Source organism: Micromonospora sp. NPDC005206 (assembly GCF_040608175.1).
Classification (GTDB): Bacteria; Actinomycetota; Actinomycetes; order Mycobacteriales; family Micromonosporaceae; genus Micromonospora.
In genome coordinates this window covers 42,747-57,644 of record NZ_JBEXHU010000001.1, presented here as the reverse complement: position 1 = coordinate 57,644, position 14,898 = coordinate 42,747, and the positions used below count along the sequence as shown (strand labels likewise).

Here is a 14,898-nt window from a genome sequence, read left to right as displayed (position 1 = left end):
GGTGCGGGCGGGCGGTGCGCAGGGTCGATGCGGGGGGCGCCGGTGGCTGAGGCGACGGTCGCGGTGCCGCTGTGGGCCTGGGCGGCAGTCGGCGCGGTGATCGCCGTAATGCTCGGGGTGGACGTGCTCATGCACCGGGACAGCCACGTCATCGAGCTGCGGGAGGCGCTGGTCTGGAGCGGCGTCTGGATCGCCGCGGGCCTGCTGTTCGGCCTGGTCGTCTGGTTCGGCCTCGGCGGCGACCCGGCGGTCGCGTACTACTCCGGCTACCTGCTGGAGAAGGCGCTCTCGGTGGACAACGTCTTCGTCTTCGCCCTGCTCTTCGGCTATTTCCGGGTGCCGCCGGGCTACCAGCACAAGGTGCTGTTCTGGGGCGTCGTGGGGGCGCTCGCGTTCCGGCTGTTCTTCATCTTCGCCGGCGCCGAGCTGCTGGACCGGCTCACCTGGGCCGGGTTCGTGCTCGGCGCCTTCCTGATCTGGACCGGCTGGCGGCTGGCGGTGCGGGGGGAGCCGGACGTCGACCCGGAGCGCAATCCGGTGGTCCGGCTGTTCCGGCGGGTGGTCCCCACCGACCCTCGGTACCACGGCGACCGGTTCACCGCCCGGGTCGACGGCCGGCGGATGGCGACCGTCCTGCTGGTGACACTCGTCGCCATCGAGGCCACCGACGTGGTCTTCGCCATCGACTCGGTGGCGGCGATCCTGGCTATCACCACGAACACCTTCCTGGTCTGGACGGCCACCGCGTTCGCCGTGCTCGGGCTGCGCAGCCTCTACTTCTGCCTCGCCGGCCTGCTGCGCCACTTCGGTTACCTGCGCTACGGGCTGGCGCTGCTGCTCGCCTTCGCGGGGCTGAAGCTGATCCTGGCCGAGACGCCGGTGGGCAAGCTGCCGGTCTGGCTCACCCTCACGGTGGTGGTGCTGACCCTCGCGGCCTCCATCGTGGCCAGCCTCATCGCCGCCCGGCGCGCCCGCGCCACCGGCTGACCCCGCTCGACCTCAGCCGCTCAGCACCGGACGGGACAACTGGTCGGCCAGCAGCGCGGGCGCCTCGGCGAGGGACGGGCCGTACCAGGTGAGGTGTCGTCCGGAGAGCAGAGCGCACGGTACGCCGGGAAAGGCCTCCGGCCCGTCGCCGCCGGTGAACCGGTACGGCTCGTCGGGCAGCACCACCAGCTCGGGCCGCTGGTCGCGCAGTTCGGCCAGACTCGGACGGGGATAACGCTCGGCGTGCTGGTCGTACGCGTTGACCACGCCGAGCCGGTGCAGCGCGTCGCCGGCGAACGTGTCGCCGCCGAGCACCACCCACGGCCGGCGCCAGACCGGCACCACCGCCCGGCGGGCCGGTTCCAGGCGGGGCGGCTCGGCCCACGCCCGCCGGGCCGCCCGAAGCCAGGCCGGCTCCGCCGGCGCGCCCAGCTCGGCCAACAGCTCGGCCAGCTCGGTCAACGCACCCGGGACGGTACGCGGATAGGTGACCCGCACCGGCACGCCGGCGGCCCGCAGCGCCTCCGCGTCGTCCCGGCGGTTCTCCTCCACGTTCAGCAGCACCAGGTCCGGCCGCAGCGCGCGGACCCGGTCCAGGTCCGGGTACTTGGTGCCGCCGACCCGGGCGACGTCCAGCCCGGCCGGGTGGCTGCACCAGTCGGTGGCCCCGACCAGCGCACCGGGCAGGGTCAGCGCCACCGCCTCGGTCAGTGACGGCACCAGCGACACCACCCGCACCCGCGCACCTCCGTCGGTCATCCGGTACCGATCATGCCGGCCGGGCCGGTGCGGCGCGGGTCAGGGTCGTCCGGGCTCGACCCGGGCGGTCACGTCGAGGTGCGCCGGTTGGCAGCCGGCGGTGGCCGCGAACCGGCGGACCGCCGCGCGGACGTGCTCGCGTACACCGGCGGTCGGGGTGTCGGCCGTCAGGTCCACCCGGATCCACACGTCGGGTCGCGGCGGCGCGCCGGTGAGCACCACCCGGGCACGGCGTACTCCCGGGGCGCCGGTCAGGTCGCGTTCCAGTGCGTGGACGAGGACGTCGGCGGCCAGTCGGGTGCGACCTGGGCGCCGCCCGGGGTGAGTCAGCGTGCCCCGCACCGCGGAGCCGGGTCGGCGCAGCTCCCAGGCCAGCAGCTGGTAACCGGTCAGGGCGAGCAGCGCCCCGGCGACCGCCGCGGCCAGGGTGGTCCACGGCGTGGCCAGCCGCCACCGGCTCAGGAGACCGGCACCGAGCAGCGCCGCGCCGGGGTCCGGGCCGGGCAGCACACCGAACGCGCCGGGCAGCACACCGAAGCTGACCGCCAGCGCCGCTGAGCCGCCCGCCACCAGCAGCAGCGCGACGATGGTCCACAGCAGTCGGTGCGCGGCGTCCGTCATACCGGCCGCCCGCGGGGGAGCAGCCGGACCTCGATCCGGCCGGCGCGTGGCGCGGCGAGGCGGTGCAGCTCCTGGTGCACCGCGAACTCCACCTCGGCACGGGCCGCCGGGTCGCCGGTGGCGCGTACCCGGGGCCGCCACTCGGCGCCGCGTCGGCGGACCCGGACCCGGGCCCGGCGTACGCCCGGCACGGTGCCCGCCGCGTCGGCCAGCCGGCGTTCCACACAGCGGCGGTGCAGGTACCAGCCGTCCCGCTCGTCGACGCGCAGACGGACCGGCGCCCAGCGTCGCAACTGGGCGGCCAGGACGGCCAGGCCGAGCAGCACGGCCCCGCCGGCCACCGCGCGGACGCCCGGGTCGCGCCAGCGGGTGCTGGTCAGCGTCTCGTACCAGCCGGTCCCCGTGCCCAGCGGCGCCGGGCGATCCAGGGCCACCAGGAGCGCCTGCGCGGCCAGCAGTGTGCCGCCGGCCAGCAGCGCGACGGCCAGCAGCAGCGAGGCGACCCGGTTGGCGGTCCGCATGTCAGCCTCCAGCCGTCCACCCGGTCCGGGGGCCGTCGACGCCGGGGACGAGCAGGTCGTCCACCGTGACGGTCACCGCCGCCACGGTGAGCCCGGTGTCGGCCGCCACCCGGTCGGCGACGGCCACCCGGACCGCCTCGGCGACGGCGGGGACGCTGTGCCCGTACCAGGTGACCAGGTGCAGGTCGAGGCTCACGGACCGCTCGTCCACGCGGACCGTGGCCGGGTGGGCGCCGGACACGCCAGGGACCCGGCCGGCGGCGTCGGCGGCGATCCGTGCGACGTCCGCCGATCCGGCGGTGCCGTGTTCCCGCCGGCCCGCGCCGTTACCGGCGAGGACGCCGAACTGTTGTCGCGACATGCTGACCTCCCGGCCGGTCCGGTACCGGTGCCCTCCGCTGGATACACCCTGCGGTGACCCTGGAACCCGGGCTCGCCTGTGATCCGGGTCACAGCACTGGTCCGGGCGCTGGCGCGCTCCGGCGGTCCTTGACCACGCTTCTACAACGTTGTAACGCTCGCTTCCGTCCCGAGGAGACCCCATGCGTGTTCCCCCGGCGCCCCCGGCGACACCCGCCGCCCACCCCGTGCCCGGCGGCGACGACGAGGTGCCGGTCGAGGCACTCGGCGACCTCTACCGCGACGGCATCACCGCCTGCCGGGGCGCCTTCGACCCGGCCTGGGCGGAGCAGGTCGGCAACGATGTGGCCGTCGCGTTCGAGGAGGCGCGCTCCCGAGCCGACGGCGCGGTCGGTCGCGGCCCGCAGCGCTGGTACCTGGAGATCCATCCGGAGCAACTGCGCGGCTTCGTCGAGCTGGTCAGCCACCCGTGGGTGGTGTCGGTCTGCCGGGCGGTGCTCGGCCCGGAGTGCGAGATCGTCGAACTGGGTTTCGACATCCCCTTCCCCGGGGCGGCGATGCAGCCCTGGCACCGGGACTTCCCGATGCCGGAGGACACCCGGCGGCAGCGGCGGCTCACCTCGCTGGCGTTCAACCTGACCACCGTGGACACGGTGGAGGAGATGGGGCCGTTCGAGATCGCCCCCGGCACACAGTGGGACGACGGCGTCGACTTCGACCACGAGATGTTCCCGCCCCGGGAGCGCTACCCCCGCTACCAGCAGCGGGCCGTGCGCAAGTACCCGCGGCGCGGGGACATCTCCGCCCGGTCGGCGCTGACCATCCACCGCGGCACCCCGAACGTCTCCCGGTCGGCCCGCCCGGTGCTGGTGCTCGGCGTGGACGCCCCCGGCGCGGGCAACGCCGCCCACCACGACATCGCCATCACCCACGGCTACTGGAAGCGCCTGCCGGCGTTGGTCCGGGAGCACCTGCCCTGCCCGGTGGTGGACCGGCTGGAGCCGATCCGGCAGAAGCACACCATCGAGGGTCTGGTGATGGGCGCTGCCGAGTAACCGCCGGTCCGGCCGGCCGGGCGGTCCCGGCCGCACCGCCGAGGCGCGCACCATGATCGACCGCCTAGACTCGGCGCGGCTCGACCGACCGGCGGATGGATCAGGCAGATGACGAGCACCGTCAGCGACGACCGTGGCTGGCTGCGGGCGTTGCCCGCCGACGGTGAGCAGGACGCGCTGCTCACCCGCGCCGGTCACCGGGTGTACCCGGCGCGCCGGCTCAGCGAACTGGTCCAGGGGCGTCCGCCCGGTGTCACCGGCAGCCAGTGGAGTTCGGCCAGCCGGGCCGGCTTCGACCTCGTGGTGTGCGCCGCCGACACCGGCCGGCCGGTCGTCGCCGTGGAGATCGGCCCGGTCCCGGCCGCCGGCTCCGCGGAGCAGCGGGCCGAGCGACTCAAGGACGCGGTGAGCGCGGCGGTCGGGCTGCCCGTGCTGCGGATCGGCTCGCCAACCCTGCGTGCGGCGGAGCACGGCCGACGCCTGGTGGAGTACGTGATCGACGCGCGGGACTACGCGGCGGGCGGCGCCGGGGACGAGTTGAACCCGGTAGGCTTCCGGGACATTCTCGGCCGGCTGCCGGACGGCCGGACCGGGCCGGTCAACGACCTTGGCGCGCTGACCCGTGCGGCGGCGGTCGAGGCGTACGTCGCCCGGCGGCTGGCCGACCCGATCGTGCGGGGGCTGCACGTGAGCTGGGCGGACGGCCCGGCCCAGGGGTGGAGCTGGGTGCAGGTGCGCCCGGACGCGTGCCTGGTCGAGCGGGTGTCGGTGACCGAACAGCGCTTTTCCTGCGGTGTCGACGCGGCCCGGTTGGCCGAGGACCTCGCCACGGTCGCCGTCGGGGAACGGCTGCGCGCCGCCGGACCCGTCGACCCGGACCTGCTGCCGCGCGTCGAGCTCACCGCGGAGATCGTCGCGCTGAGCCGGCGCCGGCATGAACTGGTGGGCGGTTTCGCGTTCGACCACCTCTGCGTCGACTGATCCGTCACCCACCGCATCCGGTCGGCCCTTCCCGCACGGCTCGCGCCAGATCCGGCAATTTCCTGTGCGTCGGTTGAACCTTCCCGCGCACCGTCCCGTACTCCTGCGCGAATGAAGAGGATCTCCCATCCGCGTCGACGGGACGCGGGAGACGGTGCGGAAAGGGCATCGTCGGCCATCGACACGTCACCGGGTAGGTCGCGGTGGTCGTCGCCGTGGCGTGCCATCTCACATCCGTCGGTCCGCCGAGGGCAGGAATCCACTACCGGATCGAGAAGGAGAGCAATTCGATGCGCAGGTCCACACGGGCGCGCCGGTCATCCGGCAACGCGCGGAGCAAGCGTCTGCTGGCCGTTGTCGGCACGCTCGTGGTCTTCGGCGGAGTAGTCGCCGTGACCCAGATTTCGTCGGCCCAGGACCGGCGGCCGAACAATCCCCGGCCGGCCTCTGGACAGTGTGTGCAGCCGAGCCCGGGCGCCACCGCGCCGAATGGCGGCGGCTCAACCACCCGGACGTGGCAGAACGGTCGCTGGGTGCGTAACCACTGGGGTGACGGGCAGCAGTCGGTGCCCGAGTGTGAGGACGGCAAGGACGGCACGGTCGGCAGCGGCTCGGCCATCGCCTGCCCGGACGTGACGGCCAAGCTGCCGCAGGTGCCGGACCGGGCCCGGGCCGAGGTGGACCGCAACCTCGCCCAGTTGCAGACCCAGATCGCCGAGGCCGACCGCCGGCTGGCCGCCGAGGGCAGCAAGGGCGAAGCCTTCATCCGCAACGCGATCCTGCAGCCGCTGGCGGCCAAGCGGCGCGCGGTGCTGAGCCGCATCACGACCGCCATCGACCGTGTCGGGCCACGCCCGCAGGGTCTGGCGCAGCTCGCCGAATGCCAGGTGCAGCCGACCGGCAACAGCGGTGGTGGCGACAACGGCGGCGGTGACAGTGGCGGTGGCAACAATGGCGGCGGTGACAACGGCGGTGGTGACAACGGCGGCGGTGACAACGGCGGCGGCAACGCTCCCGGCGCCGGGCTCGGCGTGCTGGCCAACAACTGCGACGAGAGCCAGCTCCAGCCGCACGACGGCTTCCAGACCGGCAACCGCTGCGTGAGCACCGAGTTCGGTGAGGTCGGCGCGGCCGCCAACAACCCCTCGCTGCTGATCACCCAGTTCCCCGACCAGGTCGGCCAGAACCAGGCCTTCACCCTGCGGGTCAGCACCCGCAACCTGATCCGGGACCGCTTCCTGGCCGCCGGCCAGGGCGGGTACTACGTGGAGAGCTCGCTGCTCAACGACCAGGGCCTGGTCCGTGGACACTTCCACACCGCCTGCCGGATGCTGGACAGCCTCACCACTCCGCCGGAGCCGCAGGAGGTGCCCGCGTTCTTCGTCGCCACCGAGGACGGGCGCGGTAGTGCCCAGCCGGACGAGGTGACCATCCAGATCCCGGGTCTGCCCGAGACGGGCACCGCGCAGTGCGCCGTATGGGCCGGTGACGGCTCGCACCGTCTGCCGATGATGGAGAGGGCCAACCAGACCCCGGCGTTCGATGCGGTGCGTATCGAGGTCAACTGAGTCGGAAACAGATCGAGCCGACCAACGGCGGCCGGTCACCGGGGCGGACAGCCCAGGTGACCGGCCGCCGCGTGTCTTTCCGGGCGAGGAGGCCGGCGAAAAATCTGACGGGGCCACGCCGTTGCCGGCGAGACCCCGTCCCCATGTCGTTCGGTCAGCGGCTCTTGTACGCCTCGACGACCTCGACCGGGATCCGGCCCCGCTCGGATATCTTGTAGCCGTTCTTGACGGCCCATTCCCGGATGGCCCGGTTCTGCTCCCGATCCATTCCGGCGCCGCTGGGCCGCCCCGGCCGCCGAACTGTCCGGGTGTTCTCCACCGGGCCCCGGCCGATCCGCCGACCCGCATTGATGTACGGATCCAGCGTCTTGCGCAGGACGCCCGCATTCTCGTCCGAGACATCGATCGTGTAGGCCACGCCGTCAAGACTGAACTCGACGGTCCGGTCGGCCTTCCCACCGTCGAGGTCGTCGGTCAGCACCGTGATTACTTTTCTCGCCATTGCCGATTACTCCCTGTGTGTGGCGGGATGTGTCCAAAGTCTGACCTATCACCACGGGAATCCGCAACAATATGCGTCCCATTCATTTCGGCGCGTCGCGATTTCACGCTCGCAAAACCGCGAACGGAAGCTGAATCGTGGGGTCCGCCTCATTCGCCGAGCAGGCCGGCGTGTCCGGCGACGGCGGCGGCCTCCGCCCGGTTGGACACCCGCAGCTTGCGCAGCAGTGCGGCGGTCATCCGTTTCACCGTCCGCTCCGAGACGTGCAGTTCCTCGGCGATGTCGACGGTGTTGCGACCGGCGGCGATCGCCCGCAGCAGCCGACGCTCCTCGCCATCGAGGTCGACCGGTGCGGCGCGCGACGGTCGCAGAACGGCGCGCAGCAGCTCGGCCGGCAGCACCGCCCAGCCGTCGAGGATGGCGACCAGCGGGGGGAGCAGCTCCTCCGGCTCGCTGGTCTTCGGCAGGAACCCCTCGGCGCCGGCCCGCAGCGCCTCCAGCGCGGGCGCCGGGTCCGAGGAACCGGACATCGCGACCACTCGTACGCGAGGGGTCGTCCGCCGGATCGCGGCCACCGCCCGGATGCCGCCGGGTGGTGGCATGTGCAGGTCGACCAGGGCCAGGTCGGGGCGGCAACGGCTGACCAGGGCGGCCGCGGCGGCGGCGTCGCCGGTCGAGCCGACCACCTCGGCGCGGCCGTCGGTGGTCGCCGCGAGCAGCAACTCGAGGCCGCGGACGAAGAGGGGGTGATCGTCCACGACGGCGAGTCGGATGGTGGCGGCGTCCGGCATGTCTGCGCCGTTCCCCAGCGGGTACTGATCATGCGGGTACGCACCGAACGAGGGGAGTCGAGTGGATGCGCGCACGGAGCGGTTTGCACGGCCTGCTGCGAGGATTGCGCCGGACCGAGCCCGTACCCGGTGAGCTGCGACCTTCGGCGGCCGACTCCGAGTTGCTGCTGCGCGTGCTGTGTCACGAGTTCCGTACCCCGGTCAGCACCCTGACCTCGTTGACCCGGGCGCTCGCCGACGAACGCCGGGAGCTGACCGGCGCGGACCGGCGGGCCATCACCGAGCTGGCCCGCGATCAGGCCGCCCACCTGCAGAGCCTGCTGCGCGGCGCGACCGCCGGCACCGGGGCGCTGGCGTTGGCTCCCCAGCCGGAGCCGCTCGTACCGCTGGCCGGGATCCTGCGCGAGGCCGCCGCGCTGGTGCCGGCGTACCGGCGGCGGGCGCGGGCCACCCGGCGCGCCGGCTCCTGCCCGGTGCCGTCCGGCCGGACCCGGCAGGTGCTGGTGAACCTGGTGGAGAACGCCGTGCGGCACGGGCCGGCGGAGGGGCAGGTCGGCCTCCACGCCGAGCTGGGCCGCCGCGGGCTGAGCATCCTGGTCACCGACGAGGGGCGGGTGGACGACGCGCTGCTGGCCGCGATGCGCCGCCCGGCGCCGGCGGTCGGGATGTCCGGCCTCGGTCTCTGGATCGTGCGGCAGTTGTTGGCGGCGGACGGGGGAGTGCTGCGGGCGCACCGGTTGCGGCCGCGTGGTGTGGCGCTGGAGGTGCTGCTGCCGGTGGTCCGCCCGGTGCGCTGACCCCGCCGGGACACGGGTTGGCCCGGCCGGGTCACCGGGGTGGGGATCCTCCTCGCGCCAGCTCCCGGCAGCGAGGAGGACCCGATGTTCGGCCACGTCAAGGACCTGCAGTTCGAGGCCAAGCCGGACGGCCCGGACGCCGCGTTCGCCCGCCGCTTGCAGGAGATCCTGGGCGGCAAGTGGGGCGAGATGACCGTCGCCAACCAGTACCTCTACCAGGGCTGGAACTGCCGGCTGCCCGGCAAGTACAAGGACCTGCTGCTCGACGTCGGCACCGAGGAGATGGGCCATGTCGAGATGATCGCCACCATGATCACCCGCCTGTTGGAGAACGCCCCACTGTCACTGCAGGAAGCCGCCGACGACAACCCGATGGTCGCCGCGGTCTACGGCGGGTCGAACCCGGCGCACTTCATCCACGGTGGTGGCGGCGCCCTGCCCACCGACAGCAACGGCGTGCCCTGGAACGGCGCGTTCATCACCGCCAGCGGCAATCTGATGGCCGACTTCCAGCTCAACGTCACCGCGGAGGCGCAGGGCCGCCTGCAGGTGGCCCGGCTGTTCAACATGACCGACGACCCCGGGGTCAAGCAGATGCTGCGCTTCCTTTTGGCCCGCGACACCATGCACCAGAACATGTGGATGGCCGCCATCGAGCAGCTCAAACAGGACGGCCTGGAGGAGATGCCGGTGCCGGACGCCTTCACCGACTCCCCGCAGTTCACCGACGAGTTCAGCTACACCTACCTGGACTTCTCTCCCGGCCGGGACGCCGCGCGGGGCCGCTGGGCCTCCGGCCCCACCCCGGACGGCAGGGGCGAGTTCCGATACGACGACAACCCCCGCGCACACGCCCCCGAGCCGGTGCTCGCACCCGGCGACCCCCGCCTGTACGGCACCAACCCGGATCTGGCGGACGAACTGCTCGACGACGGCGCCACCTAACGCCGACGTGCCCGCCGCTCGCCCGTACCCCGAAGGAGGAACGATGCCGTCGGTCGCCGCACCCACCCGGGAGGCCGGTGTGGTCCCCGTGGCCCGCACCCGGATGAAGCTGGTGGTCTTCGCCGGGTTGACCCTGCTCGCCGCCGGCGCCGGGCTGCCCGGCCGGATCGTGGTCGCCCTGGCCGTGATAAGCCTGGCGATTCCGCTCGCCGTGGCGGTGGCCGGTGGTGGGCGGCTGGCGCGTGAGCTGCTGTTTCCGGTCCGTCGTCCGACGCGGGACAGTGGCCTGGGTCACAGTCCGGAACAAGGGGAACGCTTTGTTACTTGAGTGAGACACGCTCAAGTCAACGCGATAGCAGGTGTTCGATGGCAACTCTTCCGGTACTTCCCCTGACCGACGCCGTTCTGCTGCCCGGCATGGTCATCCCGGTGACCCTCGACCCGACCACCCAGGCCGCGATCGACGCGGCGCGGGCGACCGGCGACCGCAAGCTGCTGGCCGTGCCGCGTATCGACGGTGAGTACGGCCCGGTCGGTGTGGTCGCAACCATCGAGAAGGTCGGCCGGCTGCCCGATGGTGAGCCAGCCGCCGTCGTCCGTGGCCTGTCCCGGGCCCGGATCGGCTCTGGCGTGCCCGGCCCCGGCGCCGCACTCTGGGTCGAGGCGACCGAACTCGACGAACCCGCTCCCGCCGGCCGCGCCCGGGAACTCGCCCGCGAGTACCGCGCCCTGGTGACCTCCGTGCTCCAGCAGCGTGGCGCCTGGCAGGTCATCGACGCGGTGGAGCGGATGACCGACCTGTCCGAGCTGGCCGACTCGGCCGGCTACGCGCCCTGGCTGACCCTGGAGCAGAAGACCGAGCTGCTCGCCGCGCCGGACGTCACCGCCCGGCTGGAGCTGCTGGTCGGCTGGGTGAAGGCGTACCTGGCCGAGCAGGAGGTCACCGAGCAGATCAACAGCGACGTCCGCGAGGGGCTGGAGAAGTCCCAGCGGGAGTTCCTGCTCCGCCAGCAGCTCGCCGCGATCCGCAAGGAGTTGGGTGAGGACGAGCCGGACGGCTCGGCCGACTACCGGTCCCGGGTCGAGGGCGCCGACCTCCCGGAGAAGGTCCGCGAGGCGGCCCTGCGCGAGGTCGGCAAGCTGGAGCGGGCCAGTGACGCCTCCCCGGAGGCCGGCTGGATCCGCACGTGGCTGGACACCGTGCTCGAGATGCCGTGGGGCACGCGTACGCAGGACAACACCGACCTGGCCGCGGCGCGGGCGGTGCTCGACGCCGACCACGCCGGCCTGGCCGACGTGAAGGACCGCATCCTGGAGTACCTCGCGGTGCGCAACCGCCGGGCCGAGCGCAACCTCGGCGTGGTCGGCGGTCGCGGCTCCGGCGCGGTGCTGGCCCTCGCCGGTCCGCCCGGGGTCGGCAAGACCAGCCTCGGCGAGTCCGTCGCCAGGGCGCTCGGCCGCAACTTCGTGCGGGTGTCGCTCGGCGGCGTCCGTGACGAGGCGGAGATCCGCGGTCACCGGCGCACCTACGTGGGCGCGCTGCCCGGCCGGATCGTCCGCGCGCTGCGTGAGGCCGGCTCGATGAACCCGGTCGTGCTCCTCGACGAGGTGGACAAGCTGGCCGCCGGCTACGCCGGCGACCCGGCCGCCGCGCTGCTGGAGGTGCTCGACCCGGCACAGAACCACACCTTCCGGGACCACTACCTGGAGGTCGACCTGGACCTGTCCGACGTGCTCTTCCTGGCCACCGCCAACGTGGTGGAGACCATCCCCGGTCCACTGCTGGACCGGATGGAGCTGGTCACCTTGGACGGGTACACCGAGGACGAGAAGGTCGCCATCGCCCGGGACCACCTGCTGCCCCGGCAGCGGGAGCGGGCCGGGCTGACGGTCGAGGAGGTCAGCGTCGCCGACGAGGCTCTCGCGCTGATCGCGGGGGAGTACACCCGGGAGGCCGGCGTCCGGCAGCTGGAGCGTGCCCTCGCCAAGATCCTGCGCAAGGTGGCGGTGGCGCTGGCGACGGACCCGGCGCCTGTACGCGTCGACACCGGCAACCTCGCCGACTACCTGGGCCGGCCGAAGTTCACCCCGGAGTCGGCCGAGCGCACCGCGGTGCCGGGTGTGGCCACCGGCCTCGCCGTCACCGGCGCCGGCGGGGACGTGCTCTTCATCGAGGCGACCAGCATGGAGGGCGAGCCGGGCCTGACCCTGACCGGCCAGCTCGGTGACGTGATGAAGGAGTCGGCACAGATCGCCCTGTCGTACCTGCGCTCCAACGGGCGGCGTTTCGGCATCGACCCGAACGTTCTGGCCGGACGTCGGATCCACGTCCACTTCCCGGCGGGCGCGGTGCCCAAGGACGGCCCGAGCGCCGGCATCACCATGGTGACGGCCCTGGCGTCGCTGGTCACCGGTCGTCCGGTCCGCCCCGAGTTTGGAATGACCGGCGAGGTGACGCTCTCCGGTCGGGTCCTGCCGATCGGCGGGGTGAAGCAGAAGCTGCTCGCCGCGCACCGGGCCGGCCTCACCGAGGTGATCATCCCGGCGCGCAACGAGCCGGACCTGGACGACCTGCCGGCCGAGGTGCGCGAGGCGCTGACCGTGCACACCCTGGCCGACGTGGCCGACGTGCTCGCCCTGGCGCTGCGCCCGGCCGACGTGAAGGCGCTGGACGGTCCGGCTCTCTTCGCGGCCTGACCCAACACCACAGCGACCCCCGCCGTCTCTCCGACGGCGGGGGTCACTGCTGTGCCGCACGGGGCTACTGTCTCGCTTGAACCCTCAACTACCTCTCCGCCGCGAGGCGGTACCCCCGGAGGAAACCCCCGTGAACCTGGTGCTCTGGATCATCCAGATCCTGCTCGCCGTCGTCTTCGCCGGCGCCGGCACGGCCAAACTGACGCAGCCCAAGGACAAGCTGCGCGACCTGATGCGCTGGGTGGACCCGGTCCCGCCGCACCAGGTCAAGGCGCTCGGCGCCGCCGAGCTGCTGGCCGCCGCCGGGCTGGTGCTTCCGCCGCTCACCGGCATCGCCACCGTGCTCACCCCGCTCGCGGCGGTCGGCCTGGTCATCGTCATGATCGGCGGCATCCTGGTGCACCTGCGCGACATGAAGAGGCAGGACACCGACGACCGGCGCCGGACGGAGCTGCAGGGCGCCGTGACCTGCACGGTGCTGCTCGTCCTCGCCGCGGTCGTGGCGTGGGGCCGGTTCGGCCCGTACTCCTTCTGATCCTTGCGCCGGCGACCGTCGTACCCGACGGTCGCCGGCGGTCGTTCAGCGGTCGCCGCCGCGGTCCCGGCGCACGGTGGCCCTGCGGCCCTTGATGGTGCTGGAGCGCAACCCGGAGATCACCTCGTCCGCCACGCCCTGCGGCACCTCCACCAGCGAGAACCGGTCGGCGATCTCGATCGAGCCGATGTCCCGGCCGCTGATCCCGGTCTCCCCGGTGATCGCGCCGACCAGGTCCTGCGGGCGCACCCCGGCGCGCCGGCCCAGGCCGACGAAGACCTGGACGGTGTTGCCGGCCATCCGTGGCCGACCGCCACCGCGCCGATCGCCGCCCCGACCGCCGGCCTCGGGCCGGCCCTCGCGCGGGCCGCGCACCGGCGCCTGCGGAATCTCCTCCTCGTCGTCCGAGCCCGGGGAGGTCACCTCGTGTGCCAGCTTCACCGCGGCGAGGGCCACCTCCATCAGGTCGAACTCGTCCGTCAGCGTCTCCACGATCACCCGGAACGGGTCGAGGTCGTCCTCCAGCAGGCTCTCCCGCAGCGCCGCCTGGGTCAGCTCCAGCCGGCGGGTACGCATGTCCGCCACCGTCGGGATCTTGTCGATGGTGATCCGCTGACCGGTCACCCGCTCGATGGTCTTCAGCATCCGGTGCTCGCGCGGCTCGGCGAGGGTGATCGCCACGCCCTCGCGCCCGGCCCGGCCAACCCGACCGATCCGGTGCACGTACGACTCCGGCGCCGACGGCACGTCGTAGTTGACCACGTGGGTGAGCTGCTCGACGTCCAGCCCGCGGGCCGCCACGTCGGTGGCGACCAGCAGGTCGGCGGTGCCGGCCCGCAGCCGCCCCATCACCCGGTCCCGCTGCTCCTGGCTCATCCCGCCGTGCAGCGCCTCGGAGCGGTAGCCCCGGCCGTTCATCGTCTCGGTCAGCCGGTCCACCTCCTCCCGGCTGCGGCAGAACACGATCGCCGCGGTGGGCGACTCCACGTCCAGCACCCGGCCCAGCGCGGCGGGCTTGTGCGCCCGGGTCACGATGTACGCGCTCTGCCGCACCCGGGGCGCCTCGCCGGCCACCGGCTGCTCCCGGCCGATCTCGATGCGCACCGGATCGCGCAGATGCTGCCGGGCCATCCCGTCGATGCGGGACGGCATCGTGGCCGAGAAGAGCACGGTCTGGCGCTGCGCCGGCGCGTGCTCCAGGATCGCCTCGATGTCCTCGGCGAAGCCCATGTCGAGCATCTCGTCGGCCTCGTCGAGCACCACCGTGGCCAGCCCACCCAGCCGCAGCGTGCCCCGGGCGATGTGATCGAGGGCCCGCCCCGGGGTGGCCACCACCACGTCCACCCCGCTGTCCAGTGCCCGCAGCTGCCGCCCGATCGGCTGCCCACCGTAGATCGGCAGCACCCGGGCGCCCAGGTCCTTGCCGTAGCGGTGGAACGCCTCGGACACCTGCACCGCCAGCTCCCGGGTCGGCACCAGCACCAACGCGACCGGGTCCCCGCCGTCGCCGTGAGCCGGCATCCGGTGCAGCAGCGGCAGCGCGAACGCCGCCGTCTTGCCGGTGCCGGTGGCCGCCTGGCCCAGCAGGTCCCGACCCTCCAGCAGCGGTGGGATCGCCTCCCGCTGGATGGGCGTCGGCTCCTCGTAACCGAGAGCGGACAGCGCGCCCAGCAGTTCGGTGCGCAGCCCCAGCTCCGTGAAGGCGTTCGCCTCGTCGGTGCCGTCGGGGGTGGTGTCGGTCGGTGCGTCGTGCTGTGCAGGTGCGGAACTCATGCGCCA

Annotated in this window: 16 protein-coding genes; 9 read left to right on the top strand and 7 right to left on the bottom strand. The window is 73.2% G+C overall.

What is annotated here, in order from left to right; translation table 11 throughout:
• The first annotated feature begins 42 nt into the window (after positions 1-42).
• On the top strand, positions 43-987 hold the full coding sequence (locus ABZU69_RS00265; protein ID WP_354962225.1) for a TerC/Alx family metal homeostasis membrane protein: 945 nt from the start codon (positions 43-45) through the stop codon (positions 985-987).
• Positions 988-999: 12 nt separating this feature from the next.
• Here ABZU69_RS00265 and ABZU69_RS00260 read toward each other — a convergent pair whose 3' ends face one another.
• The 4 genes from ABZU69_RS00260 to ABZU69_RS00245 are packed head-to-tail and all read right to left on the bottom strand — an operon-like array spanning position 1,000 to position 3,249.
• The gene (locus ABZU69_RS00260; protein WP_354962576.1) at positions 1,000-1,725 is read right to left on the bottom strand and encodes a helical backbone metal receptor; all 726 of its coding nucleotides are present in this window, start codon (positions 1,723-1,725) and stop codon (positions 1,000-1,002) included.
• A gap of 60 nt (positions 1,726-1,785) precedes the next feature.
• Positions 1,786-2,367, bottom strand: coding sequence for a hypothetical protein (locus tag ABZU69_RS00255; protein ID WP_354962223.1), 582 nt, complete (start codon positions 2,365-2,367; stop codon positions 1,786-1,788).
• Positions 2,364-2,888: a DUF6286 domain-containing protein gene (locus tag ABZU69_RS00250; RefSeq protein WP_354962222.1), complete on the bottom strand. Its 525-nt coding sequence runs from the start codon at positions 2,886-2,888 to the stop codon at positions 2,364-2,366. The genes ABZU69_RS00255 and ABZU69_RS00250 overlap by 4 nt, the downstream gene beginning before the upstream one ends.
• A gap of 1 nt (position 2,889) precedes the next feature.
• The gene (locus tag ABZU69_RS00245; protein ID WP_354962221.1) at positions 2,890-3,249 is read right to left on the bottom strand and encodes an Asp23/Gls24 family envelope stress response protein; all 360 of its coding nucleotides are present in this window, start codon (positions 3,247-3,249) and stop codon (positions 2,890-2,892) included.
• A gap of 181 nt (positions 3,250-3,430) precedes the next feature.
• Between ABZU69_RS00245 and ABZU69_RS00240 the strand changes: the two genes are divergently transcribed.
• The 3 genes from ABZU69_RS00240 (at position 3,431) to ABZU69_RS00230 (ending at position 6,852) form a co-directional block, all read left to right on the top strand.
• Positions 3,431-4,303 carry a phytanoyl-CoA dioxygenase family protein gene (locus ABZU69_RS00240; protein ID WP_354962220.1) on the top strand — a complete coding sequence of 291 codons (873 nt, stop codon included), beginning with the start codon at positions 3,431-3,433 and terminating at the stop codon, positions 4,301-4,303.
• A 108-nt stretch (positions 4,304-4,411) separates the two neighbouring features.
• A complete protein-coding gene (locus ABZU69_RS00235; protein ID WP_354962219.1) occupies positions 4,412-5,284 on the top strand; it encodes a DUF2726 domain-containing protein in 873 nt (290 codons plus the stop codon).
• Positions 5,285-5,574: 290 nt separating this feature from the next.
• Positions 5,575-6,852, top strand: coding sequence for a hypothetical protein (locus ABZU69_RS00230; RefSeq protein WP_354962218.1), 1,278 nt, complete (start codon positions 5,575-5,577; stop codon positions 6,850-6,852).
• 154 nt (positions 6,853-7,006) lie between these two features.
• Here the strand turns inward: ABZU69_RS00230 and ABZU69_RS00225 are convergent, their stop codons facing one another.
• Both ABZU69_RS00225 and ABZU69_RS00220 read right to left on the bottom strand, forming a co-directional pair.
• Positions 7,007-7,354, bottom strand: coding sequence for an Lsr2 family protein (locus tag ABZU69_RS00225; protein ID WP_354962217.1), 348 nt, complete (start codon positions 7,352-7,354; stop codon positions 7,007-7,009).
• Positions 7,355-7,503: 149 nt separating this feature from the next.
• On the bottom strand, positions 7,504-8,145 hold the full coding sequence (locus ABZU69_RS00220; RefSeq protein ID WP_354962216.1) for a response regulator transcription factor: 642 nt from the start codon (positions 8,143-8,145) through the stop codon (positions 7,504-7,506).
• A 65-nt stretch (positions 8,146-8,210) separates the two neighbouring features.
• Between ABZU69_RS00220 and ABZU69_RS00215 the strand changes: the two genes are divergently transcribed.
• The 5 genes from ABZU69_RS00215 (at position 8,211) to ABZU69_RS00195 (ending at position 13,119) form a co-directional block, all read left to right on the top strand.
• A complete protein-coding gene (locus ABZU69_RS00215; RefSeq protein WP_354962215.1) occupies positions 8,211-8,942 on the top strand; it encodes a sensor histidine kinase in 732 nt (243 codons plus the stop codon).
• Positions 8,943-9,026: 84 nt separating this feature from the next.
• A complete protein-coding gene (locus tag ABZU69_RS00210) occupies positions 9,027-9,887 on the top strand; it encodes a manganese catalase family protein (protein WP_354962214.1) in 861 nt (286 codons plus the stop codon).
• A 43-nt stretch (positions 9,888-9,930) separates the two neighbouring features.
• Positions 9,931-10,215 carry a hypothetical protein gene (locus ABZU69_RS00205; protein WP_354962212.1) on the top strand — a complete coding sequence of 95 codons (285 nt, stop codon included), beginning with the start codon at positions 9,931-9,933 and terminating at the stop codon, positions 10,213-10,215.
• Between the two features lie 38 nt (positions 10,216-10,253).
• Positions 10,254-12,584, top strand: a complete 2,331-nt coding sequence (gene lon, locus ABZU69_RS00200; RefSeq protein WP_354962211.1) for an endopeptidase La — start codon at positions 10,254-10,256, stop codon at positions 12,582-12,584.
• Positions 12,585-12,714: 130 nt separating this feature from the next.
• Positions 12,715-13,119, top strand: a complete 405-nt coding sequence (locus tag ABZU69_RS00195) for a DoxX family protein (protein WP_354962210.1) — start codon at positions 12,715-12,717, stop codon at positions 13,117-13,119.
• A gap of 45 nt (positions 13,120-13,164) precedes the next feature.
• On the opposite strand, the gene ABZU69_RS00190 is transcribed toward ABZU69_RS00195, so the two are convergent.
• Positions 13,165-14,892 (bottom strand): DEAD/DEAH box helicase, encoded by a 1,728-nt coding sequence (locus ABZU69_RS00190; RefSeq protein WP_354962209.1) that lies wholly within the window; start codon positions 14,890-14,892, stop codon positions 13,165-13,167.
• Positions 14,893-14,898 lie beyond the last annotated feature (6 nt).